Origin of the sequence: Corynebacterium sp. HMSC036D03, from assembly GCF_001836185.1 — a bacterium.
GTDB lineage: Bacteria > Actinomycetota > Actinomycetes > Mycobacteriales > Mycobacteriaceae > Corynebacterium > Corynebacterium simulans.
In genome coordinates this window covers 1-23740 of record NZ_KV827749.1, presented here as the reverse complement: position 1 = coordinate 23740, position 23740 = coordinate 1, and the positions used below count along the sequence as shown (strand labels likewise).

Sequence of the window (23740 nt, the reverse complement as noted above, 5' to 3'; positions counted from 1 at the left end):
TATTCGTGAGCTAGCTCTGGTTGAGCTTTTCTGCAACGAGCCACAGGCGTTGGGCATTCGAAGCTTTGACGAGGACGACATCTTTGGCGTCCCTATTTGGCCAATCGTCCACGCCTACTGGCGCGGTACGCAGAAGGCCGTCAACAATTTTTGCGGCCTCATCAACATCGGCACAGATACTAGTATTTATACCCTTTGCTTGTGCCGCTTCCGCCATCGCCCGCGTGTTGACGCTAGTGCCCACGGCCACCAGATGGTCTACGTGGTACTTCGCCAGCTCACTGCCCAACTGGCGGTGCGAGTCGAGTGCGTCCTCGCCGAGCTCGCCCATCTCGCCGAGCACGGCGATGGAACGGGCGTCGGGACGCGCCGCCGCGGTATAAGCCAGCGCGGCGATGGCCGCACGCATGGAGTCTGGGTTTGCGTTGTAGGAGTCATCGATGAGTGTGACACCATCGCGACGGTTGCGCACGTCCATGCGGTGCTCCGACGCAATGCGGTGGCCAGACAGAGCGTTGGCTACCAGCTCGGCGCTTAGTCCCAGCTCGATGGCAGCTGCAGCGGCAGCCAAGGCGTTGGAGACCTGATGCGCGCCGAAAACCTGCAGTTTCACCGGCAGCGGCTGCGCGTCTGGGGTATGCATCATGAACGAGGCACGAGCGACGTCGTCAAGCTGGACCTGCGTAGCGTAGTACTGCACATTAGAGCCTTGCTTATCCACGGCCGAGTAGTAGACCACCTTCGCATCCGTGCGCGGCGCCATGCCGGCGACGAAAGGATCGTCCGCGTTGAGCACTGCGACGCCGCCGTCTTTCGCGCTCGGTAGGGCCTCGACGAGTTCGCCTTTGGCTTGGGCAATGTTCTCGCGGGAGCCGAACTCACCCAAATGGGCGGAGCCGACGTTCAAGACCACACCGACCTTGGGTGCGGTGATGTTAGTGAGGTGGCGAATGTGGCCGATACCGCGGGCGGACATCTCAGCCACCAAGTATTCGGTGTGCTCGTCGCAACGCAGAGCGGTATAGGGCAGGCCGACCTCGTTGTTAAAAGAGCCCGGAGGCGCGACGGTCTCCCCCGCTGCGCGGAAGATAGTGGCGATGAGATCCTTGGTGGAGGTCTTGCCGGCCGAGCCGGTCACGCCCACGATGTTGAGGGCGGAATCGGTAGCTAGGCGCTGCGTGACCGCGCGTGCCAGTGCGGACAAAGCCTCGATGACTGCGGCGGCTGAGCCGTCTTCATCGTTGGCATAAATGTCAGCGTTAGCGCCGTCGCCTTCGACCTTGCCCTTCGGCTCAACGACGATAGCCGACACGCCAACAGGACGTGCCGCCAGCACAGCAACTGCCCCGGATGCGACTGCTTTTTCTGCAAAATCGTGGCCGTCTACACGGGCACCCGGCAGTGCGAGAAAAAGCCCGCCCGGGGTGACTTTGCGGGAATCGAATTCGACGAATCCTGTCACCTGCGCGGAAGGATCTTCCACGCAATCGAGGCGACCGCCAGTGATGTCAGCGATTTCTTGAAGGGTCAATGCAATCATGCTTGTTCCTTTTCCACAGTGTCACCGTACCGCGCATTTTCCTGTGGCGCGTTGCCGGCTAGCTTTTCGTCGAGAGCGCGTGCGAGCTCCTCACGGTCGTCGAAGTGAACAGTCTCATCGCCGATGATTTGGCCGACTTCGTGCCCCTTGCCTACGACGATGACGGCGTCGCCAGGCATGGCCCAGCGGACTGCTTCGTCGATGGCGGCGGCGCGCGAGCCGACCTCGCGGATATCAGTGGAAGCTGAAGCCTTGCGTGCGCCCTCGATGACGGATGCGCGGATGGTGGCTGGGTCCTCGCTGCGCGGATTATCGTCAGTGACCACGACGAGGTCCGCGCGCTCTGCGGCGGCAGCACCCATCAGTGGGCGCTTGGAGGAGTCGCGGTCGCCTCCGGCGCCGACAACCACCGCGAGGCGCCCATCGGTTCCCTCGAGCTGGCCACGCAGAGTATCGAGAACGGCGGCGACTGCGGCCGGCTTATGGGCATAGTCAACCACGGCGACGAATTCCTGGCCGCGGTCGATACGCTCCATGCGGCCTGGAACGGCCACGCGCTCGATGCCGGCCAGGAACTGCTCGACGTCAACGCCAACGGCGGCCGCCATGCCCGTGGCCAGCGCAGCGTTGGCAATATTAAATCTTCCTGGCATCGGCAGCTCGAAGGAATGCTGCTGGCCTGCGAAGTTCATATCCACATGCTGCTCGCCAGTGACCTCGGTGCCGGTCTGGGTCGCGGTGACCAGAGTTGCATCGACGGCGTCGGCCAGTTGCTGTGCCTGCTCTGCTGCGGTGGTGGCAACCACGGTGCGCGGCTTACCGGCGGCGCGCTCCAGCATGCGCTTGCCCCACTCATCGTCGACGCAGATAACGGCGGAGGCGGCGGATTGCGGGCCGTCGAAAAGCGCGGCCTTGGCCTCGAAGTAATCCTCCATCGTCGGGTGGAAGTCAAGGTGATCTTGGCTGAGGTTGCTGAAACCGCCGACCTTGAAGTGTGTGCCCCGCACGCGGCCCAGCTCGAGAGCGTGGGAGGAAACCTCCATGACCACGTGGGTAACCCCCTCCGCGAGCATGCGTGCGAACAGCTCCTGCAGCGTCGGTGCTTCCGGGGTAGTCAACTTGGTGGGAACCGGCGTGCGGTTGATACGAGTGCCGGTGGTGCCGATGAGACCGACCTTGTAGCCAGCGTGGAGCAAGCCCGCCTCAAGCAGGTAGCTGGTGGTCGTCTTGCCGGAGGTGCCGGTGACCGCAATGACGGTCAGCGACTTCGTCGGGTGCTCATAGATTTCTGCGGCGATGAGCCCCAGCACGGCGCGGATGTCTTCGACCACGATGATCGGGCGGCGCTCCCCTGCTTCCTGCAAGTGCTGCAGGCCGGCTTCGTCGGTAAGGATCGCAGCTGCTTCGGTGCCGCCGGCGAACTGGGCGCCATGCACGCGAGTTCCAGGCAACGCTGCAAAGAGGCCGCCCGCAGCAATCGCCTTGGAGTCGAGACTGCAGGAGGAAACAGTGACGGTCTCGTCACCGATAACGCGCCCGCCGCCGATAGTAGCGAGGCTTTCTAGGTCTACGCTCATTGCTTTCTCCCCTTTTTGTAGTGCGAAGGTGTGGTATTCGTTGAAGTTTTATTGAGCGCGCAGGGTCAGCTCCGGCGCGGGCTTGGACGGTGGAATGTTGTCGCGGTTGAGCAGCCAGCTGGCGATGTCCTTGAACACCGGCGCAGCAGACTGGCCGCCGGAACCGTTGTCGTTGACGCCCGACTGCGGTTCGTCGAGCATGATGGCGACGACGAAACGAGGGTCGTCGGCAGGCGCGATGCCCGCGAAAGTGATCCAGTACGCGGAGTTGGAGTAGGCGCCAGTCTTCTCATCGACCTTCTGGGCGGTGCCCGTCTTACCGGAAAGCTGATAGCCCTCGATGTTATTGCCACCCGCGGTGCCGTTCTGGACGCCATTTGGATCCTTCTGGAACACGGCGCGGAACATATCGACGGTGGTCTTCGCGGTTTCCTCGCTAACCACGCGGGTCTTGCGCGGCTCGTCGAGTTTTTCCTTCTCGCCGTCTGGGCCGGTGATAGAGGAAATAATGCGCGGTTCGATGCGCTCTCCTCCGTTGGCAAGCGCTTGGTAGACGCTGGCCAATTGCAGGGTGGTCCAGGACTGGCCCTGGCCGATGGGCAGGTTGGCGAAGGTGCCGCCGGACCACTGTTCCTGAGCCGGTACGAGGCCTGCGGATTCATTTGGCAGTTCAATGCCGGTGGTCTCGCCAAGGCCGAAGGCCTCGAGATACTTGGCGTAGCGTTCCTGGCCCAGCTTCTGGGCGAGCATCAGGGTACCGACGTTGGAAGACTTACCGAAGATACCCGTAGTGGTGTACGGCTCGACGCCGTGCTGCCACGCATCGTTGACGGTCACACCGGACATGTCGATGGAGCCCGGGACTTGGTGGACCTCGTCCGGAGTGGTGACGCCTTCCTGCAATGCGGCAGCGGCGGTGATCACCTTGGCAACGGAACCTGGCTCATAAGGGTGGGACACGCTGCGGTTGTCGAAGGCCTTGTCTTCTTTGAGCTGTTTTTCAATGTCCTTGTTTGGGTCGATGGTGCCCGTGTTAGCCATGGCAAGAACCTCGCCAGTAGCGACGTCGAGAACGACTGCCTGGGCGTTCTTCGCCTTGGAGTTCACGCGGGCCTTTTCGAGCTTTTGCTGGACATAGGTCTGCAGGTCTAGGTCGAGGGTCAAGGTGACGTTCTTGCCGTCTGTAGCTGGAACCTGATCGCGCAGGGTGCCCGGGATGGCTTGGCCACTGGTGGAAACGTCCTCGGTGGAGCTGCCGTCGATACCGGTCAGTGTGGAATCGCCGGAGGCCTCGAAACCGAACTGGCCTTGGCCGTCCATGGAAACCTTACCGATGACGTTTTCGGCAATTGCGCCGTTGGGGTACTGGCGGATCTGCTGCTCGTCGGCAGCCAAGCCGTGGTACTCCTCGGCGATCTTTACGGCGACGTCAGGATCGACGTTGCGGACCAAGACCTCATACTGCGTATCAGCGTGGAGCTTATCGAGAATGTGCTTGGAATTGACGTCGCCAGTGCTAAGGCCCGCGGCCTTGATCTTGTCTGGGATGCCCTCAGCCATCTCCTTCAGGCGGGACTCGACCTTGTCATCTAGGAACTTGTTGCGGGAGGCTTCGTCCATGCTGTCGAAAGAATCCTCGCCAGTTGCCTCAATCTCTTCCTGCTCCCGTAGCTCTTCGCGCAAGCGGGTCGGGGAAACGGTCAGCGAGCGGGACTTCATGGTGTAGGCAAGGCGCTGGCCGTTGCGGTCAACAATCTCACCGCGGCGGGCGGAGTCGATGTAGACACGGGAACGCTGTGCCACCGCCTTTGCGGCAAGATCCGGGCCCCACACGAGCTGTACCCAAGCCAGGCGTCCGCCTAGGATAACGAGGACGACCATCAGCGCAGAAACGACGGTTTTAACGCGCTTGCTAAGGATTTCCTTCTGCGGCAAGAACTTGAAGCGGCCGGGTGCCGCAGGACCGCGAGTTTGCTTATCACGGCTGGCGGCAGTGACGCGCTCACTCGGGCGCAGCGCATTGGCACGCGGCATGGCAGAGCCAGTGTTGGCTCCTCGATGGGTGCGGTTTGTGGGACGGCCCTGACGGTAGCCTTCGTTGCGTCCTAGGCGACTGTGGCTAGTGCGATCCGCAGGGGTGCCCCTGCCGGCGCGCCCCTGGTCCCTCCGGGAACCGCCATAGCGGTCACCTGAATTGGGTCGAGTCACAAAGTCACCTTTTCCTTTTGCCGATTATCTTTTTACAGCTCATCGCGCTGCAGACAGTCTTGGATCAAGATTTTGCCCTATAAATGCGAAGTGCTCGCGCAGGCACGCGCGAGCACATCCGAAGAAACCACATTCACAGCTAGTTGGCATACGGCGCTTGCGCCGGAATGTTTGGCAATTCCACCTGCGCGCCCGGTGTCGGTGCTGGTGCGCCCTCACCAGCTGGCTGACGCTCGGTGCGCTGACGGCCTTGCGGCACCTCGTTCAAGCTACCGGAAACATCCTTGGTTGCATCCGGGTCACTGGAAGCCTGTCCCGGTCGAACCGGTGCGCCGTTGACGTCAACGATCGCTTCGGTTGCCGGATCCGCTGGGCGCTTCTCTTGCGGGTTACCTTCTGGGTCAACCTCAACGATGCCCGGCTGCGTCGGAACGCCCATCTTGGCCTCGTTGGCACGGCGCGCTACGTCGGATGCCGAACGCACGTTTTCGAGGTCGCGGTTCAAAGTCTCAAGCTGATTATCCAGCTCAGACTCCTGGACAGTGAGATCCTTGACCACGAAGGTCTGCGCGGTGGAGATACCGGACAGCCACATGGAGACGACCACGCCGAAAATCAGCAAGCCGATTGCGATGAAGGAAAGCCGGGTAAACAGCGAGTTCTTCTTGGTGGTTTGCTGCGGAAGCCGGCGGCCACGGAAGGACACGACTTGCTTCGAGCCCAAGCGGTTGCCGCGGCGCGTCGGCACTTGCGTGCGATGCGGGGCGCGGCGCGGAGTACGCTGTGGGACCGCACGGCGGCCTGGCTCGAGAAGAGTCGTGGCGGCTCCGGTATCAGTTCCGGTAGTAAAGTCGCGGCTCGCCCCCATGGTGCGGGTCCTTCCTAGTGCTGGGTTCTGAAAAGTCTGTGCAGAGTAGTTACGTTCAGGGATACGTTCGTTAAGACTCATGACGTGCCTCCCGGTGGGTGCAGCGAAGGCTCGCCCTCAAGACGCTCGATAGCGCGGACGCGAACCGAAGCAGCGCGGGAGTTTTCCTCGATCTCTTCAGCACTCGCCTTTTCCGCACCGCGGGTGACGGTCTTGAACTTCGGAGCCGTACCCGGCAGGTCCATTGGCAAACCGGCGGGAGTTTTCGACTTCGTCAGCTCAGCAAAAGCCTGTTTGACGATGCGATCTTCCAACGACTGATAGCTCATGAACACCGCACGCCCGCCAACGGTGAGCGCGTCAGTGATGACAGGAATAACCTGCTCGATTGCCTCCAACTCGCGGTTAACCTCCACGCGCAGCGCCTGGAAAGTGCGCTTTGCAGGGTGCCCGCCAGTGCGGCGGGTGGCAGCCGGGATGGTGGAATAAAGCAGTTCAACGAGGCGCTCAGAGTTACTAAAGGGCTCCTTCTCGCGCTCCTTGAGGACGGCGGAGGCAATCTTTCCGGCGAAGCGTTCATCGCCGTAGGTCTTCAAGATGCGCGCCAAATCGCCGTGGCTATAAGTATTGAGGATGTCCGCAGCGGTAATCCCATGCGAAGGGTCCATGCGCATGTCCAAAGGCGCGTCGGTCTTATAAGCAAAACCGCGTTCGACCTGGTCAAGCTGCATCGAGGAAACGCCCAAATCGAAGAGCGCTCCGGCGATTCCGTGCTCACGCGCGACGTCGAAAATCGCGCCCTCTGCGCGCTCAATTTCTGCACACACATCATCAAAGCGGGCATTGACGCCGACGAAGCGATCTCCGAAGGGCGCAAGGCGTTCGGTGGCTGCCGCCAAGGAGGCGCCATCGCGGTCGACACCAATTACGCGGACATTGGGGAACTTGTTCAAGAAGTATTCGGTGTGCCCGCCGGCCCCCAAGGTGCCGTCGATAAGCACTGCGTTATCGCCCGCAACTGCAGGTTCTAGCAGCTGTGCCATGCGCTCACGCATAACCGGCACGTGGCCGTGATTATCCGCTACGTCATAATTTACTGCCGAGTTATTGTCCTGAGCCGTCATCGCTGCTAGTCACCCCCCCACTTATGAAAAATTGTCTTACAGTGCAAAAGAGTGCGTATAGGGCCCTGTCCGAGGCAGGTTTCTGATATCGGGGAAGTACACCAGAGCATCCACCTCGGGCAGAGTCCGTACACGCACTCATCGCTAGCTGCATGTCTAAAGCAAGCCAGCGAGTACGTCATCGGCGTCTGCCGCCGAGTAAGCATCTTCAGTTTGCGCCTGGTACTCAGCCCACGCGGCTGCGTCCCAGATTTCAAGGAAGTCCACCGAACCGACAACCACGCACTCCTTCTTGAGGCTTGCGTACTCGCGGTGGGCTGCTGAAAGCGTGATTCGCCCGTGCCCATCTGGCCTTTGCTCGTCCGCACTTGCTGCCAAGTTACGGATAAACGCACGCGCATCTGGGTTCGTACGAGATACCGCCGCCGCTTTTCGCGCTCGCGCCGCAAATTCCTCACGCGGGTACACCGCTAAGGAATGGTCCTGACCTTTGGTGACCATGAGGCCACCCGCCAGCTCTTCACGGAACTTCGCTGGAAGCGTTAGCCGCCCTTTGTCATCGAGCTTGGGAGTGTAGGTACCGAGAAACATCCCGGGTCCACCTTCCTGTTACTCGAAACTCCGGATTCCTCTGTGTAGCCCCTCGAGCCGGCAGATGTTCAATACGCATCCACAGACCCTCGGTTCCACACTGTGCCCCACTCTACCCCACTTTCCCCCACTTCTGTCACCCTCGACTGCGTGTTTAAAAGCTTTTTAACAAATCAGACGAGGTAGAAGACCGTTTTGGCAGTGGGAAGAATTCCCCAGCCACCCCCTTGACAACGTCCTACAAACACCCCAATTACCCCACCAATCACACCAACATATTGCGCCCCACCGCCACTTTGAACCCCGCATATTGCGATTAGTGCAGTCCCCGCTCAGCCCGCGATGCGCGTTTACGGCTACCCCAATTGCAACCGCTTGCCCGGGTACCAACGTTTGGCGGCCCATCTTTATATCCGCTTCGACAAATACCCAGGGCTGGAAACCCAGAGTTCATGGCCGGTTTTCAATCACCCCATAGCGCGCTAACCCACGAACAGGAAGTCTGGTTTTCCAGGGCTGGTAATCCTCTTGAACACCCCACAGCCGCCTCGCACGCCGCCGGGATACGCACCGCCCAACACACACAAAAGGCCACACCCCCTCCCCGCGGTGGGGCAAAGTGGGGAATGTGGGGCGAAGTGGGGGATGTGGGGCGAAGTGGGAGATAGAGCTCAGAGAAAACTAAAAGCCCGCATCCAGAAGGATGCGGGCCCTAGCACCAAAGAAGCTGGCAGCTTATTCGAAACGGCGGCGGAAGTTCTCCTCAAGGCGGGAGCTCACGCCTTGACGGTTGCCAGCCGGGCGGCGCGGCGCGCTATAGCTAACGGCCTCTTTACGGCCGCGCAGCATCCACACGCCAGCACCGAACATCACGAGGAAGCCCAGCACAGACAAGGCCACAAACCACAGTGACTGCTGCGCCAAAGCTACGCCGCCAACCATCAGCAAAAGGCCAACAACGATGAGGGCAACCCCGCGCAAGGTAATGGCGCCGCCGCTACCGAAGCCGGAGTCACCCGTAACGGAGGAACCAAACTTGGGATCATCCTGCATCAAGGATCGTTCAATTTCACGCAGTGCCTGCTGCTCGTGCTCGGAAAGCGACACTTTTCCTCCAATTGATCTCAATGGGCATCGGGCCAAAAATCCACGCTGCGGTGCACCTACGCGCCACCGCGCAGGTTTTGGGTTACACCCTGATTCGTGAACTACTAACTATCTAACGCCCAGAGTAATCAGTAAGTTCCCGCAAGCACAGTCTGCCCCCACCGCTATTGGGCAACGTCACACCCGGAGCAAATAACTGACCCCGACACCACGCGGCTAGGCAGCAAGAGAACCGAAGACAATCCCCTCTTCAACCTCTGCCAAAAATTCCGCAGCCAAGGCCATTAGCCTTACAACGACTTCTTCATCCGGCGCATCATCCAGCCCGGAGGCTACACGAGAACGAAGGCGGGAATATCCACGGAAACGCTCCGCCCAATCCTTTTCGGAAGCGCCCACCATGGCCAGCTGCTCCCACGCACTCGAGGGCAACCGGCGCCGCTTTGACACTGCGGAATCTGCAATACGCGCACCGGCAGTGCGCAGACCTGTCTGGTATGCAAACTCGAGGGCTTGGTCCCAACGCTCAGCGGCAGCCATGGCGCGGGCCTGCGACAGAAGGTCTCCGGCTTGCGTTAGAAAACGGTCGCGCTTGAACGCGCCTGCGGCAGCGCGCGACCCCTTGAACTGTGCCGTTGCAGAAATAACCTGTGCCATGATGCTCCTCCTTTACTGTTGTTGACCATAAATCTAGAGCGTGCACTGGACATCTACTTCCAGATTAGTTCAAATGTTCGAATAAGGCAATGGTTTTCGCACTACAGCCAAATACTTTCGAACATTCCCTTCCCTTTTCGGGGCGTCGCCAAGCAGGGCAGGAACTTTTGCCGGAATTCCTTGTCGAACTCTGCCAAGATCTGCTGATATTAAAGACGTGAGTTTTCGTATTCGTCGCTTGAGCCCGCAAGAGTTCGTCATGCTGGCGCCCCCATTGGTCGATATTTACATCGCCGCGATGGGCTATAGCCCCGCCATGCGTGCAAACCGCATCAAGGCGTGGAAAGACGACGTCATGCGGCCGGGATTTACGGCGGTAATCGCGGAAGATGAGTATGGAATAGGCGGCGTCGCTTATGGCTTCATCGGTTCGCCCGACACCTGGTGGGACCGGCAGCTACGGAGGGGATTCGCCGAGGCCGGCGGAGCCACTCAGGAGCAGCTGGAGATTCTTCACAACTACTTTGAGCTCGCCGAGATTCATGTCGCGCCGAACCTGCAAGGGCATGGGCTGGGATTAGCGCTAATAAAGGAGCTGGCGTGGAACGCTCCTGCCAGTTACCTTTTACTGTCGACGCCGGAGGTCCCCGACGAGGCCAACGCGGCATTTCGGCTCTACCGTAAGGTGGGATTCTTCGATGTGCTGCGCGAGTTGGAATACCCCGCTGATTCCCGTGCCTTTGCAATTCTCGCGGCACGCCTGCCGCTTTCCACCACGTAACAGGGAATGTCCGGTTCAACAGGTAACGTGTGGGGAGTGAAAGACAACAGCATTCCTTCCCTAGAGCAGTTCCCGGATACCGCCCGCGAAAAGCTCCTAGAGTTTTTAGACCAGCGCCGCCCCGAGGTCGCCGAAATCGGCGGCCCCGTCGTTGGCGCCACGTCTTACCTGGAAAACTTTGTCCTCGACGGCGGCAAGCGTATCCGCCCCACCTACGCGTGGGCGGGTTTCTTGGGCGCACGTGGCTTGGACGGCGAGGAAGATCCGCAGGCCATGGCCACCGCCGCATCGTCGCTGGAATTCATTCAGGCCTGCGCGCTTATCCATGATGACATCATCGATTCATCTGATACCCGCCGCGGCAACCCCACGGTGCATCGCGCCGTCGCAGCGCAGCATCGCGCACAGGACTTCCACGGTGACGCAGACTTCTTTGGTCAGTCGGTTGCCATCCTCGTCGGTGACCTCGCACTGGCTTGGGCCGAAGACATGCTGCAAGGTTCAGGTCTAAGCAGCGCGGCTTTGCAGCGTGCGCGCGGCCCATGGGCGGGCATGCGCACCGAAGTCATCGGCGGCCAGCTGCTCGATATCTCGCTAGAGGCAGCGGGCTCTGAGGACCCCACTTTGGCCAATTCTGTGAACCGTTATAAGACGGCCGCCTACACCATCGAGCGTCCTCTGCATTTGGGCGCCGCGGTGGCAGGTGCTGACGCCGCGCTTATCAGCGCTTTCCGTGGCTACGGCCGCGACATCGGCATCGCCTTCCAGCTCCGCGATGATCAGCTGGGTGTCTTTGGTGACCCAGAAATCACCGGCAAGCCTGCAGGCGATGACCTGCGCGAAGGCAAGCGCACCGTGCTGCTCTCGCTGGCTTTGCAGCGCGCTGATGAAAAGGACCCAGCATCCGCGAAGGTGCTGCGCTCGCTCATCGGCAACACGGAAGACCCAGCCGAAATCGCGCAGATGGCTCAAATCATCGCTGACTCCGGCGCCCCGCAAATGCTGGAGGAGCAGATTTCGGCACTAACCGAATCCGGCTTGGGCCACTTGCGCAAGGCCCATGTTGATCCTGCAGTAACAGAGACCCTCGAGGCACTGGCTATTAAGTCCACTGCCCGTCGAATGTAGGCACTATGACCGCACCTGAGAAAGGTCACAAGACTTATACCGTGCGCCTGCCCAATGCGCTGCCGGTGGGAATCATCGCCAGCATCATCTTGGCCTTTGCCTCGTTTTCGGGCGGCGCCACGCGCAATCGCGGCGGATTCCTCGAAGCGCTAAACATCGGCTTCTTGGCTTATGGCCACGGCCGCAACGTGGGCATGGTGCTCTACTGGGTCGGCTTGTTTGGTCTGGTTGCGGCCTGGATTTTGGCAGGCCGCCAGGTTATTAATCCGCAGCTGAAGAACCCTCAGCACAAAGGTGGCCTACGCTCTATCCGCATCATGTTGAGCGCTTGGATTGCGCCTTTGCTCTTCGCCGCTCCCCTGGCCTCCCGCGATGTCTATTCCTATCTGATGCAGGGCGCCATGGTGCGCGATGGCTTCGATCCTTATACGGAAGGCGCGGCGGTCAATCCAGGCCCGTTCCTGCTGGAGGTCTCCCATGACTGGCGCAACACCACTACCCCATATGGCCCGCTGCACTTGTGGATGGCCGAGGCAGTCACGCGCGTAGTCGGGGACAATGTGGCCGCCGGTATCATCATCTACAAGGCGATTTCCCTGCTTGGCTTTGCGGTCATCGCGTGGGCGATTGTGCATCTCACCCGTGCCCTTGGCGGCGATCCTGCCCTAGCGCTGTGGCTTGGCGTGGCCAACCCAGTGGTGGTTTTGCACTTGGTAGCGGGCATGCACAACGAGTCCGTTATGGTGGCTTTGGTATCACTCGGCCTGCTGGCTGCAGTGAAGAAACGCTTCCACATTGGCTTGCTGCTCATTGGCGTCGCGGTGGCGCTTAAAGCCACAGCTATCTTCGCAGCTCCCTTCGTGGTGTGGATGATGGTGCTGCACTATGCGCCGGGCTCGGCCTCGCGCGGGCGCCAGCTTGGTGCTTTTGTGCTCTCCGGCATCGTGGCTTTGGCTGAGGTAGGCCTTGCAGTGGCTGCGATTACCTGGGCTTCGGGCAGCTCCTGGGGCTGGCTTTCGCAGATCAGCGGCAACTCTAAGGTGGTCAATCCCCTAGCTGGCCCTACCTTTGCCGCCGATGTCATGATTCCGTTGATTCAGATCTTCAGCCCGGATACCACCTACAACGGCGTGCTGAACGTACTGCGCACGATTTCGATGGCTTTGATGCTCATCGGCTTGGTGGCCATGTGGTGGCTGGGCCGCGGCAGCTTGCGCCGTGCCATCGCCGGCACTGCGGGCGCCTACCAGGTGGCGTTCCTCTTCAACTCGGTGACGCTGCCTTGGTACTACGCCTCGGTGCTGACGCTGATGGGCACCTTCCGCCCACCGCTGTTGCTGCTAAAGATAACCACCGGCGTATCGCTGTTTATCGGCGTCGCTTTCTCCGGCGATGGCAACCACCAGCTCTATAACTGGTGGTGGGATATCGCCATGGTCGTTGCCGCGTGGGCTTTAACGCAGTGGATCTTCGCTGGCGTCAGCCCCAAGATCGGCGATGGGCTGCGTAAGAACGCAGCCCAGGAACCCATAAAAGCAGAGTCTGCAGAAAAAGCTACTGCCTAGAAAGCAGAAGCCTGCGCGCGGCGGATAACTTCGCGCGCCAGGTGGCCGTGCAAGGCGTCGATCGGGCGGCCCGGGAGAGTTTCATCTTCGGTGAAAAGATGGATGAAGATCTCCTGGTCACTAAAACCGCCGTCGCTAAGCACAGTGATAACGCCTGAAACATACTTGGAGATAACGCCCTTCTGATTAAAGAAGGCAGCTGGCACCAAGCGGGTACCTTCTGCGTCGCGCCACGCGATGAACTTGCGGGCGCCCAGCAGATCAAACACGCGGGTAATCTGCAGGTCGAGCTTGTCCGCCACCTCTTGCAGCGTCAACAGCTCCTCGCCTTCCAGGAGGGCAGCGATTTCTTCGTTCTTGGCCTGTTCGGAATTCATCTGTGGATTAGTCACAGACACAACCTTAGCCGGATACCACATCGCTGCGTCTATCAGCCATACTGGATTACATGACAAGGCTGGAAGTAGGCGACATTCTCGAGGACCGCTATCGCGTCGATCGACCGATCGCGCGGGGCGGCATGTCCACGGTTTATCGCTGCGTCGACATGCGCTTAGGCCGTGCGGTGGCGGCGAAGGTAATGCATGAGCACTATCAAGACGATCCGGCCTTTGTGAAGCGTTTCGAGCGCGAGGCCCGCGCGATGGCGCAGCTGCAGCATCCAAACCTCGTGGGAGTGCATGACTTCTCTTCCGATGGCGTGCCGATTTTTCTCATCATGGAACTTATCACCGGCGGCACCTTGCGCGAGCTGCTCGCCGAGCGCGGCCCCATGCCGGCACACGCCGCGGCGGCGGTCATGCGCCCGATGCTCATGGGCCTGGATGAAGTCCATCGCGCGGGTTTGGTCCACCGCGATATCAAGCCAGACAACGTGCTGATTACCGCACAGAGCCGCGTGAAGGTGGGGGATTTTGGTCTGGTGCGCTCGGCCGCAGCGGAGCGGGGCTCGAGCCAGATCATCGGTACGGTGTCGTATCTTTCGCCAGAGCAGGTCACCGGTGAGCCGATTACGGCGGCCTCCGATGTTTATTCCGCCGGCATCGTCCTCTTCGAGCTTCTGACAGGCAGCGTTCCTTTCCGTGGTGCTACCCCATTGGAGCACGCGCAGGCACGCCTGCAGGCAGATGTGCCGGCGCCTTCGTCCCGCATTGCGGGAGTGCCGAAGCTTTTCGACGCCCTCGTCGCCACCGCCACGGCGCGGGAGAAGTCCGAGCGCTTCGCCGACGCAGGCGAGTTCTTGGACGCGCTTGACGACGTCACGCGGGAGCTCGCACTCCCCGACTTCACTGTCCCTGTCCCCCGCAACGCTGCCGCCGCCCGCACTGCCGAGCAGCCCACGGATTTCTCCGGCACGGGAGCTACCCACGTCTTCGATGCCACCACGGCGTTAGAAAGCTCGGCGCCCCAGCCGCGGCCTGCCGAAGAAGAACCGGCAACCGAATACCTTCCGCAGCAGCCACAGCGCGCGCCTCTTAGCTTCGAAACGCGCGCCGATACGCCAGCCGCGCCGCGGCCGGCGGCTTATCCATCGCAGACACGCATCGATCCCTACGCCGGGCAGGTGCCCCCGACTCCGCAAACTCCACCGGCTCCGATGCCGCAGCAGGCGCCGGCTCCTGCCCCGCAACAGCACAATCAGCTCTCCCGCATCGCGGAGGAGGAACCAGAAGAGCGCCGGGAAACTAACCGCAGTATCTTCTCACTGCTGCTTTTCCTGGCGCTCGTGGCACTAGCTACCGTCGCCGTGGCGATCGGCGGCTGGTGGTTTGGCTCAGGCAACTACGGCTTCTTGCCGCAGTTCCTAGCCTAAGTAGCGGTCTTTGCCCGCTAGTTGCGCAGCATCTCCGCTATGAGGAAGGACAACTCCAGGGACTGCTGGGTGTTGAGACGCGGGTCCACTGCGGACTCGTAACGACCCGGCAGGTCTAGGTCGGTGATGTCCTCAGCGCCGCCCAAGCACTCGGTGACGTCCTCGCCGGTGAACTCAAGGTGCACGCCGCCTGGGTGGGTGCCCAGCTCGCGGTGGACCTCGAAGAAGCCTTGGACCTCGTCGACGATCTTGTCGAAGTGACGGGTCTTGTAACCATTCGACGCCGTGAAGGTGTTGCCATGCATTGGATCGCACTGCCAGACCACCTTGTGGCCGGAGTCTTCTACTGCCTTGACCACTGCTGGCAAGACGGTACGCACCTTGTCGTGGCCCATGCGGGTGATCATGGTCAGGCGTCCTGGTTCGCGGTTCGGGTCGAGCTTTTCTGCGTACTCCACCGCCTGCTCCGGGGTAACTCCAGGGCCAAGCTTGATGCCCACGGGGTTACCGATGAGCGCGGCGAAGTTGACGTGGAAGTCCTCGAGGCCGCGGGTACGCTCACCAATCCACAGCTGGTGGGCGGAAAGATCGTAAAGCTTGGTCTCGCCGTTGGTGTCCACGCCAAGGCGCAGCATGGAACGCTCGTAGTCCTTCAACAGGGCCTCGTGGGAGCAGTAGATCTCAGCAGAACGTAGGGTCTCGTCAGAAACTCCGCAGGCGTTCATGAAAGCCAAGCCGTTTTCGATTTCATCGGCCAGCGCCTGGTAGCGCGCACCAGCCGAGGAGTTTGCCACGAATTCGCGGTTCCACTCGTGCAGGCGGTACAGGTCGGCGGTGCCAGACGAAGTCAACGAACGCACCAGGTTCATGGCAGCCGAAGAATTAGCGTAGGCCCGAATCATGCGGGCTGGGTCGTGACGCCGGGCCTCTTCGGTGGGCTCAACACCGTTGACGATGTCGCCGCGGTAGTTGAGCAAACCTTTTGAGTCCATGTCCGCCGAACGCGGCTTCGCGTACTGACCGGCGATGCGACCCAACTTCACAACTGGGGTCGAAGCGCCATAGGTGAGCACCACTGCCATCTGCAGCAAGGTTTTCACGTTGCCGCGGATGTGCGGCTCGGTATTGGATTCAAAGGTCTCAGCGCAGTCGCCGCCTTGCAGCAGGAATGCCTTGCCGAGCGCGACGTCGGCAAGCTTGCGCTTAAGCTCCTCAATCTCCGGTGCCACGACAATGGGCGGCACGGATTCCAGAATCTTGCGCACGTTATCTGCCTGCGCGCGATCCCAGCTCGGCTGCTGCTTGGCATTGCGTGCGATGGCATCCCGGAATCGCTCCTCGATGCCGGCAGGCAAAGGCGGAAGATCCGGAAGTGCTTCTTTAGGGATATCTACTGTCCAACTCACATGGCTATTTAACCATTAGCCCCCTGCCGCAGGATAGTTTGGGACTAGATAGTTACTTGGTTGGCCCTTGTCAGCGGTAGTGCCTCCATGCAGGCGCGAAACTTGGCTAGGTTATGACGGGCGTCGACAAGCGCGTCGTGATTGCCCTGCGGCACCGGCGGCAACTTTGGGCAGCCGGCGAATTCCCAGTACTGCTTGAGCTCGCGGGTATAGCGCGGGATGCGCTTGGGCAAGCCCGCCATATCGCCCCACAACTGGGCCAAAACCACGTGGTCATAGGCACCCACCCAAGCCCAGAGCTCGACCGGAGTGGAATGCTTGGTGAGAAACTCTATGAGCTCCTCGCGAATGCGATCGCGCGACTTCCAGACGGGATCGCTCGGGGAAGGCAGCTTATCGAGAACGTTCTCGCGCACCCACGCGTTGGCATGCGCGGGGTTGAAGTCGGTAGATACCGCATAAAATTCGCTGCCATCTTCGCCGACGATGCCAATGGAGACCAGCTCGATGGTCTTTCCATTCTCAATAAACTCGGTGTCATAGAAGTAGCGCACGGGGCCTAATCTTACTTGGCTTCCCTCCCCAGCATGCCTTGGGGTCTGGGGTGCAAGAGGCGGTGCTTGGCGACGCCGCCCGACCCCCGCTCCCACGCATACACCTGCTAGTCGCGGCGGCGTGCGCTGCAGCAGGGGGCCCGCTCGCAGCGGTGGGCCTTTGGGTCTTGCCGCGGAGTGTTTTCCGGATGATAATCCTGCTGTGCAGGCGCGTCGATGAGATGCGAGATGTCCGGCGGTTTGAGCAGCCAGCCTACAATCGGCACGCGCCCCAGCGCCCATAGCGCCAGAGAGGCAATGGCGGCAAAGACGAAGCAGGCGATCAACCAGAACCAGGTGTTATCCAGCAAGTGCTCGCCGTGCAGGGTGACCTCATGTGGGAACCAAGCCATGAAGAAGCCATAGCCCACTGTAAGGCCGATGGGATGCGCCAAGTAGATGGGCAGCGTGTGCGAGCCAATAGAGCGCAATCCCTTGGACAGAACCGGGACATAAGAGACCCAAATCGCAAGCACAATGCCCAGCGGGACCTCCAAGGCCTGTTCCACGAAGCGGACCAAGATGTGCACCTCGTTAGAGGTCAGGTACTCCGCACCGGGCAGCGGCCACGGAATGAAGACCTCCTCGGGATAAGAATCCCAAGCACGGCGGAAAAAGGAGCCGCAGAGGTAAGCCACAATGGTTCCGCCGTAGAAGAAGACGGTGGAAAGGCCAAAGTGTCCCTTGAAAGGTGCCTCGATTTCGGAGGCGAAGCGGGTAATCCAATCCCGGAAGAAAGCCGCGGCTACGAACATCGGCAGGAACATCATCGCCTTGGCAATGAAGGTAAAGTGCGCCTGCCACGCCATGAACAACAGCGGCGTAAAGCTTAAAAGCACGGCCAGCCAGCCGGGCAGCTTGCGTACGCACCACAAGAAGATGTTGAAGAAGATCAGAGAATGGATAAACCAGGCCATCGTATGGCCAAAGACCATGTTGAACAGCATCTCGTTGCGGTCAAAGATGTCGCTTTCGAAGACCCAGTGCAATTCGAGGCGTTTTACCTGCAATTCCACGGCCATCCACACCACATAGGGCACGATGAAATACCACAGGCGGCGCGCGAAAAGCTGCGGGAAGGTGAAGTTAAAAACCTTCGTAGAAAAGTAGCCGCTGACGAGGAAGAAGAGGGGCAAACGCAGCGGGTCTAGCCAGAGGTTGAGGGCCGCAAGTCGGGTCTCGCTGGATTCAGGAACAGTGAGCGTGACGTGCAAAAGAACAACGCCAAGGATGGAAATACCCTTGGCGATGTCAGGCCACGCTAATCGAGCCTTAGGGGAACTCACCGCCTAGTACGCCTCGTATTTTGGTTCCGCACATGCAGGATAGCCCTTGCCTGCTTGCAGGGAGGCTTTGACCTCAGAGGCATAGACATCAACATATGGCTGGCCGGAAAGCTCGGCCAATTCCTGCATAATGTAATCGGTGAAAGCACGAATGGTGTCATGCTCATTCGGGTCCAAACCGCGTTCCGCTGCCCACTCATGCGGATCGATCGGCTCGGCAACGCGCATGCCGACCTTTGTCGGACGCGGCACCCAGCTGCCGATCGGATTGGCCTTGCGGGTACCGATCATGGCGATCGGGATGACCTTCTTCCCAGTGGTCATGGCGATGCGCCCCATACCAGTACGACCTTTGTAGATGCGGCCATCAGGAGAACGGGTGCCCTCCGGGTAGATGCCAAACAGGTCTCCCCTATTCAAAATCTGCTGTGCGGATTCCAGCATGGCATCGCTGGCGTTGTCACTGTCGCGCTCGACGGGGACCTGGCCGACCGAGCTGAAGAACCACGCTTGCGCGCGGCCCACCAGGCCCGGAGTGGTGAAATACTCGCTCTTGGCCAAGAAGGTGATCTGACGCGGGCACATCAGCGGGAAGAAGAAAGAGTCCATCACCGCTTGGTGCGTGGAGACAAGAATCGCTGGACCTGCAGCGGGAATATTATCCATGCCTTCAGTCCACGGGCGGTTCCACAACCGCAAGGCAGGACCGAAAAAGATGTTCTTAAATGCCCAGTACCACTTGTTTCGCATCGCGTTGTCCCTGTCGTTTAATTAACCTACGGCAAGCCCATTGCGGGCTAGGTCAGCTACGCCAATCATACCCGCCGCTGAGCCCAGATCTGCGGTGGCCACGCGGGCCAGCGGGCGATGCCCCGCCCCTACTATCTGGCGCGCCATGTTCTCGCGCGCGGTTTCTAGGTAGAGATCCGCATCATTGGCGACGCCGCCGCCAATCACGATCAGCTCGGGATCCAAGACGTCTGCCACGATGGAAAGGCCCTGGCCCAGCCAGGTTCCGAAGTGCTCCATGACAGCTAGGCCGAGAGGATCGCCGGCACGTGCGGCGGTGGTGATTTCTACTCCCTCGGCACCTACTGGCAGCGTGGTGGAATAGCTTGGGCGCAGCTCCTCACAGGTATCGGGCAATGCGGTACCGGAGGCATAGCGTTCCAGGCAGCCGCGCTTGCCGCAGGAGCACTCGCGTCCACCCGGGACCACGGTAAGGTGGCCGAATTCTGGGGCCGTGCCGAACGCGCCGCGGTAAATCTTGTCCTCGGTCATCAGGGTTGCGCCAATGCCGGTGCCGACAGAGAAGAACACCCAGTCCTTGGCGCCGCGACCGGCACCGAAGCGCCACTCTCCCCACGCTGCGGAGTTAGCGTCATGCTCGAGGCGTACGGGTAGACCGAGCCGCTTATTTAAGATTTCGCGCACTGGCGCATCGCGCCACGGCAAGTGCGGGGCAAAGCGCACGGTTTCGCACTGGGGATCCAAAAAGCCGGCGAGTGCCAAGCCGACTGCGGAGATCTCATTCTTCTCACGCAGGGTGTCTACGGCCTGGACGATGTCATCTTCTAGCTGGCGGGCGTTATCTGCGGTTGGCACGCTCACCGAATCAACAATGTCGCCCTCCGCGCTGATGGTCGCCGCGCGTAGGTTGGTGCCGCCGATGTCGAATCCAATGGTGAATTCGGAGTCCGCGGCAGGTTGAGCGTGTTCAAGCATGCACAACAGGATATACCCCCGCCGGGGTATTGGTCACATTCTGCATGTTCGAGCGGAATCGATAAAGAAATTAATCTCTATCACTAAGCCAAGATTTCACGCAGGCGACCACCCATGATTTCCCACGTCCACGCCGTCTCCACATGGTTGCGGCCAGCCTGGCCCATGCGGCGGGCGTGGGGAACATCGCCTAGCAAGGCGCACAACGCCTCCTCCAATTCGGCAACACTTGAACCGCGCACCACGATGCCGGTGTCATCCGTGACGGTCTCCGGGGCACCGCCGGAGTCACCGGCAATGACGGACACGCCGCAGGCCTGGGCCTCAAGGTAAACGATGCCCAGGCCTTCGACGTCGAGGCCTCCCCCACGGGTACGCGCGGGCATGGCAAAAACATCAGCGGCGTGCAGAGCCATCTGCAGCTCCGTAGTGTCTTTGGCCTCGCGGATGCTGACGTCGGGGGCATAGATTTCGGCGAGCCGCTCTAGAGCTTTCCGGTAGCGGCCGCGACCAATGATGAGCAGTTGTGCATTGGGAAATTGCGCGCGAACCTTCGGCAGAGCTCGCAGCAGCTGGTCTTGACCCTTGCGCGGGACCAAGCGGGAAATACACGTGATGACGGGACCATCTGACAAACCGAAGTGCGCACGCGCAGCCTGCTTTTTCTGCTCATCGGCCGGCTGAAAATCCTCCAGACTCACTGCAGAGGGAAGATGCACCCACTCCGGCCCAGGGCCAAAGGGCGCTTGCAAGCGACGCAGCGTGTAGTCGGAGATATACGTAATAACATCAGCGTGCTCTCCGATGCGCCGCAGCGCCTGACGGGCAACCGGAAGCATGGACCACCCCACCTCATGGCCGTGAGTAGTGGCCACAACCTTGGTCGCGCCGGCTTCCTTGGCAGCCTTGCCCATCAATGCAAGAGGGGCTGCCGCACCGAACCAAACGGTGTCGATGTCATAGGCCTTGATAAGCCGCTGCATCTCGCGCACGGTTGCCGGAGTAGGCAGCATGATGCGCCGCGGCCAACGGATGACGTGGTAGGGCTGGGCGGCGTCGTAAAGCGCGGCGGCCTCAGCATCCTGCGTCGAGGCAAAGACGACAACCTCGGAAGGATCCAGGGTGGAGACGAAGTCCCGTAGATATGACTGAATCCCGCCAATCGTAGGCGGGAAGTCATTGCTAACCAGTAGTGTGCGCGCCATGCGCCCTACTCTAGTAGCGCACGGCTCCTTGGATCGGCATAGAGTCCACCGGAACAACCTGAACCGGCACGCCATAGGTCGAAGCATGTACTACCTTGCCATCGCCGACGTACATGCCGACGTGGGTAACTCCTGGGTAGTAACCGATGATGTCACCGGGTTCGAGCTGATCGAGCGGGACCTGGGTGCCACCTGCGAGCTGCGCCTGGGAGGTACGCGGAATGGACTTGCCCATCTGCTGATAACTCCACACCATAAGACCCGAGCAGTCAAAGACGTCAGGGCCCGTAGCACCCCAGCCATACGGCGCGCCCAAGCGGGTAAGGGCAGCTTCGACGGCCTTGGAACCGGAACCGTCGGACAATGCGGCAACGTCAACGTCCTTAGCACCGAAGCGGCCCACAAAGGCAGCGCGCTGCTCCTCGCTTAGGCTATCGACCTTTTCCTCGATCTCCTTCTTCTGTGTTTCGAGCTCTTCCTGCTCCTTAAGAAGGCGATCCCGCTGCTGTCCAAGCTCCGCAGCCTTATCCTGTGCGGCCTTTACGGCAGCGGCGGCCTCGTCTTGCAGTCCACGAGCGACGTCGGCGGCTGCAGCCTTGTCATCAAGATTGCGTTGCGCGGTGCGCGAAAGCGCACCAAGGTAGCCCATACGTTCAACAGCGGTGCCAGGATCTGCGGCATCCAAAGCGGCTGCGACGGCACTGGTGGAATCACCGCGGTAGCGCGACTGGGCGATGCCGTTGATGCGATCTTGTTGGTCTGTTACGGCAACAGCTGCAGCATCCGCTTTTATGCGCGCGTCATCGGCGCGCTTCTGGAGTTCTTTTACTTCCTTTTCGGTAGCGGCCAGCGCATCCTCGGAAGCCTTGACTTCCTCGTTCTTGGCGGCCACGCGCTGGGCGACGTCCGCGACACGGTCAACCAACTTCTGCAGGTCCTCGCTCGCAGGACTGCCAGGTTCCTCCGCGGGCGCTGCGGCAGCCGGTGCTTCCTGGACTTGCTCGACCTCTTGTGCCGTCGCGGGAGGCACGACCGCCACGCCCCAAGCGGTGGATACGGTAAGCGCTGCGGCCAATGCCGCGTAGAAAGTGCGGCGGGCCCGCAAAGTGGAAGAAAGCACAGTAGTAGTTCCCAAACTTAAAAAATAATAATAGACCGCTTGATACTAGCGTATATCTCGCACTGAAAGCGAGTATACGAACAAAGAACTATAAAACCACAAATAGCCCCTGCCGTCCATAAATAATTGGAGGCAAGGGCTAGTAATGCCGAATGCAGCTGCTTAAGCCTTAGAAGCGAACTGCGGAGTGGATCGGCATGTAATCCAGAGGGCGCTCCTGAACCGGGACACCGGAGTTCAAAGCGTCGATGATGGTGCCGTTGCCGGTGTAGATACCGACGTGGGATGCACCAGAGTAGTAGACGATGATGTCGCCCGGCTGCAGAGCATCCAGGGAGACCTGCTTGCCAGCAGCAGCCTGAGCCTGGGAGGTGCGTGGGATCTCAACGCCAGCCTGGCGGTATGCCCAAGAGGTCAGACCGGAGCAGTCGAATGCGCTCGGGCCGTTTGCGCCGTAAACGTACGGTGCACCAATGGCGGAGCGTGCAGCTGCGAGAGCCTTCTGGCCTGCAGACTGTGCCGGAGCAGCGGCCGGAGCCGGTGCCTGTACGGACGCTGCGTAGTTTACGTTCTCCTGCTGCAGGGACGGAACATACTGCTGGATGTTCGGAACCTGGTTGATGTTCGGGACGTTCTCCAGACCCGCAACCTCGAAGCGGTAGTCGGTGTTAGGAATGACTACCTCGGCACCCTGTGCAACTGCTGGGACTGCAACTGCTGCGGACGCTGCAGCAACTGCGGTGGTTGCAATACGGCGGGTAGTGATTGCGCCCTGACGACGGTGCTTAGACACGAATTAAACTCCAAATCTTCCTGTGTGCCTACTTCGAATGAGCACGCGTAATTACTTCGCAGAAATACTGGAAGTAAAGATTCACGCTCTGGTTCACAATTTCTGCAAACCATTCGGAGCTCTGACCCGGGGCGGGCCTAGCGTTCGTTGATGCTCCGTTCCTGTAGGAGCATCTCCACTCGGCCCCCGGTTTAGGAGGGGCCAGATGCGGCACTTAAATCTTCAGTTCGTTATTGAGCACCACTTCGTCGGTAACTCAATGTCTCAAATAGGTTACGAAACTGTCACGGCCAATGTCGAATCACCGACCCAAAACCACGGCCGTTATCATCCCGTTATCTTCCATTGACATTTCCGAAATGTTTCAGACCTTTAGCCGGGGAACGCTCCCCGTTATCACTTTGAGACAAAGCCTAACCTGCGAAAATAATGGCCGCTAATGCCGTTTGCGGGAAACTCATTATCATCAACTTTTGAACCAAATTTAGCGTAAAAAATTGAGACAGTGACCTTCCTCACAGCTCAGTTTTGGGCCAGAATTGGAGGCTCACCAGCCCCAATTTTCACACACATTTGAACTCAGTTTTGGCGAGTTTATGCGCTCGGAGAATGCGCTACGTCCCATTACGTTGTTAGCAGTTCCACCCCAGGGC

Annotated in this window: 21 protein-coding genes; 4 read left to right on the top strand and 17 right to left on the bottom strand. The window is 60.2% G+C overall.

All coding sequences use genetic code 11. The annotated features are described in order from the left end of the window. Window positions 1-10: 10 nt before the first annotated feature. From murF to HMPREF2692_RS09725, 8 genes are all read right to left on the bottom strand, one after another. Window positions 11-1540 (bottom strand): UDP-N-acetylmuramoyl-tripeptide--D-alanyl-D-alanine ligase, encoded by a 1530-nt coding sequence (murF, locus tag HMPREF2692_RS09760; RefSeq protein ID WP_070823505.1) that lies wholly within the window; start codon window positions 1538-1540, stop codon window positions 11-13. Next, on the bottom strand, window positions 1537-3117 hold the full coding sequence (locus HMPREF2692_RS09755; protein ID WP_070823503.1) for a UDP-N-acetylmuramoyl-L-alanyl-D-glutamate--2,6-diaminopimelate ligase: 1581 nt from the start codon (window positions 3115-3117) through the stop codon (window positions 1537-1539). The genes murF and HMPREF2692_RS09755 overlap by 4 nt, the downstream gene beginning before the upstream one ends. A 48-nt stretch (window positions 3118-3165) precedes the next feature. After that, complete coding sequence (locus tag HMPREF2692_RS09750; RefSeq protein ID WP_061923698.1) at window positions 3166-4998, bottom strand: peptidoglycan D,D-transpeptidase FtsI family protein; 1833 nt, start codon at window positions 4996-4998, stop codon at window positions 3166-3168. A gap of 466 nt (window positions 4999-5464) precedes the next feature. Then, on the bottom strand, window positions 5465-6274 hold the full coding sequence (locus HMPREF2692_RS13180; protein WP_246823444.1) for a cell division protein FtsL: 810 nt from the start codon (window positions 6272-6274) through the stop codon (window positions 5465-5467). Continuing rightward, window positions 6271-7317, bottom strand: a complete 1047-nt coding sequence (rsmH, locus tag HMPREF2692_RS09740) for a 16S rRNA (cytosine(1402)-N(4))-methyltransferase RsmH (RefSeq protein ID WP_062043943.1) — start codon at window positions 7315-7317, stop codon at window positions 6271-6273. The genes HMPREF2692_RS13180 and rsmH overlap by 4 nt, the downstream gene beginning before the upstream one ends. Window positions 7318-7473: 156 nt before the next feature. Beyond that, complete coding sequence (gene mraZ / locus HMPREF2692_RS09735; RefSeq protein WP_061923504.1) at window positions 7474-7908, bottom strand: division/cell wall cluster transcriptional repressor MraZ; 435 nt, start codon at window positions 7906-7908, stop codon at window positions 7474-7476. Between the two features lie 735 nt (window positions 7909-8643). Then, the gene (locus tag HMPREF2692_RS09730; protein WP_062043940.1) at window positions 8644-9015 is read right to left on the bottom strand and encodes a DUF3040 domain-containing protein; all 372 of its coding nucleotides are present in this window, start codon (window positions 9013-9015) and stop codon (window positions 8644-8646) included. A 216-nt stretch (window positions 9016-9231) separates the two neighbouring features. Beyond that, the gene (locus tag HMPREF2692_RS09725; RefSeq protein WP_062043937.1) at window positions 9232-9672 is read right to left on the bottom strand and encodes an SAV_6107 family HEPN domain-containing protein; all 441 of its coding nucleotides are present in this window, start codon (window positions 9670-9672) and stop codon (window positions 9232-9234) included. Window positions 9673-9889: 217 nt separating this feature from the next. Between HMPREF2692_RS09725 and HMPREF2692_RS09720 the strand changes: the two genes are divergently transcribed. From HMPREF2692_RS09720 to HMPREF2692_RS09710, 3 genes are read left to right on the top strand one after another with little or no spacing between them, the layout of a single operon-like run. Beyond that, on the top strand, window positions 9890-10453 hold the full coding sequence (locus tag HMPREF2692_RS09720; RefSeq protein ID WP_070823499.1) for a GNAT family N-acetyltransferase: 564 nt from the start codon (window positions 9890-9892) through the stop codon (window positions 10451-10453). Window positions 10454-10489: 36 nt separating this feature from the next. Further along, the gene (locus tag HMPREF2692_RS09715; protein WP_246815027.1) at window positions 10490-11581 is read left to right on the top strand and encodes a polyprenyl synthetase family protein; all 1092 of its coding nucleotides are present in this window, start codon (window positions 10490-10492) and stop codon (window positions 11579-11581) included. A gap of 5 nt (window positions 11582-11586) precedes the next feature. Next, on the top strand, window positions 11587-13146 hold the full coding sequence (locus HMPREF2692_RS09710) for an alpha-(1->6)-mannopyranosyltransferase A (RefSeq protein ID WP_070823497.1): 1560 nt from the start codon (window positions 11587-11589) through the stop codon (window positions 13144-13146). Here the strand turns inward: HMPREF2692_RS09710 and HMPREF2692_RS09705 are convergent. Then, window positions 13143-13523: an Rv2175c family DNA-binding protein gene (locus tag HMPREF2692_RS09705; RefSeq protein ID WP_246823451.1), complete on the bottom strand. Its 381-nt coding sequence runs from the start codon at window positions 13521-13523 to the stop codon at window positions 13143-13145. The two genes, HMPREF2692_RS09710 and HMPREF2692_RS09705, sit on opposite strands and share 4 nt — an antisense overlap. Window positions 13524-13594: 71 nt before the next feature. On the opposite strand from HMPREF2692_RS09705, the gene HMPREF2692_RS09700 reads away from it, so the two are divergent. Beyond that, window positions 13595-14959 carry a protein kinase domain-containing protein gene (locus tag HMPREF2692_RS09700; protein ID WP_070823496.1) on the top strand — a complete coding sequence of 455 codons (1365 nt, stop codon included), beginning with the start codon at window positions 13595-13597 and terminating at the stop codon, window positions 14957-14959. Between the two features lie 17 nt (window positions 14960-14976). Here HMPREF2692_RS09700 and HMPREF2692_RS09695 read toward each other — a convergent pair whose 3' ends face one another. From HMPREF2692_RS09695 to HMPREF2692_RS09660, 8 genes are all read right to left on the bottom strand, one after another. Next, a complete protein-coding gene (locus HMPREF2692_RS09695) occupies window positions 14977-16365 on the bottom strand; it encodes a class II 3-deoxy-7-phosphoheptulonate synthase (protein WP_061923528.1) in 1389 nt (462 codons plus the stop codon). Window positions 16366-16409: 44 nt separating this feature from the next. Next, window positions 16410-16919 (bottom strand): polyadenylate-specific 3'-exoribonuclease AS, encoded by a 510-nt coding sequence (locus HMPREF2692_RS09690; RefSeq protein ID WP_061923531.1) that lies wholly within the window; start codon window positions 16917-16919, stop codon window positions 16410-16412. Window positions 16920-17026: 107 nt separating this feature from the next. Continuing rightward, window positions 17027-18244: an acyltransferase family protein gene (locus tag HMPREF2692_RS09685; protein WP_141761323.1), complete on the bottom strand. Its 1218-nt coding sequence runs from the start codon at window positions 18242-18244 to the stop codon at window positions 17027-17029. Window positions 18245-18247: 3 nt separating this feature from the next. After that, window positions 18248-18994 carry a lysophospholipid acyltransferase family protein gene (locus HMPREF2692_RS09680; RefSeq protein WP_070823494.1) on the bottom strand — a complete coding sequence of 249 codons (747 nt, stop codon included), beginning with the start codon at window positions 18992-18994 and terminating at the stop codon, window positions 18248-18250. A gap of 21 nt (window positions 18995-19015) precedes the next feature. Further along, on the bottom strand, window positions 19016-19969 hold the full coding sequence (locus HMPREF2692_RS09675) for an ROK family protein (protein ID WP_070823492.1): 954 nt from the start codon (window positions 19967-19969) through the stop codon (window positions 19016-19018). An 83-nt stretch (window positions 19970-20052) separates the two neighbouring features. Continuing rightward, the gene (locus tag HMPREF2692_RS09670) at window positions 20053-21174 is read right to left on the bottom strand and encodes a glycosyltransferase family 4 protein (protein WP_070823490.1); all 1122 of its coding nucleotides are present in this window, start codon (window positions 21172-21174) and stop codon (window positions 20053-20055) included. Window positions 21175-21184: 10 nt separating this feature from the next. After that, window positions 21185-22294 carry a C40 family peptidase gene (locus HMPREF2692_RS09665; protein ID WP_246823443.1) on the bottom strand — a complete coding sequence of 370 codons (1110 nt, stop codon included), beginning with the start codon at window positions 22292-22294 and terminating at the stop codon, window positions 21185-21187. A gap of 169 nt (window positions 22295-22463) precedes the next feature. After that, entirely contained in the window at window positions 22464-23087 is a 624-nt protein-coding gene (locus HMPREF2692_RS09660; RefSeq protein WP_062038183.1) for a C40 family peptidase, read from the bottom strand. Between the last annotated feature and the right edge of the window lie 653 nt (window positions 23088-23740).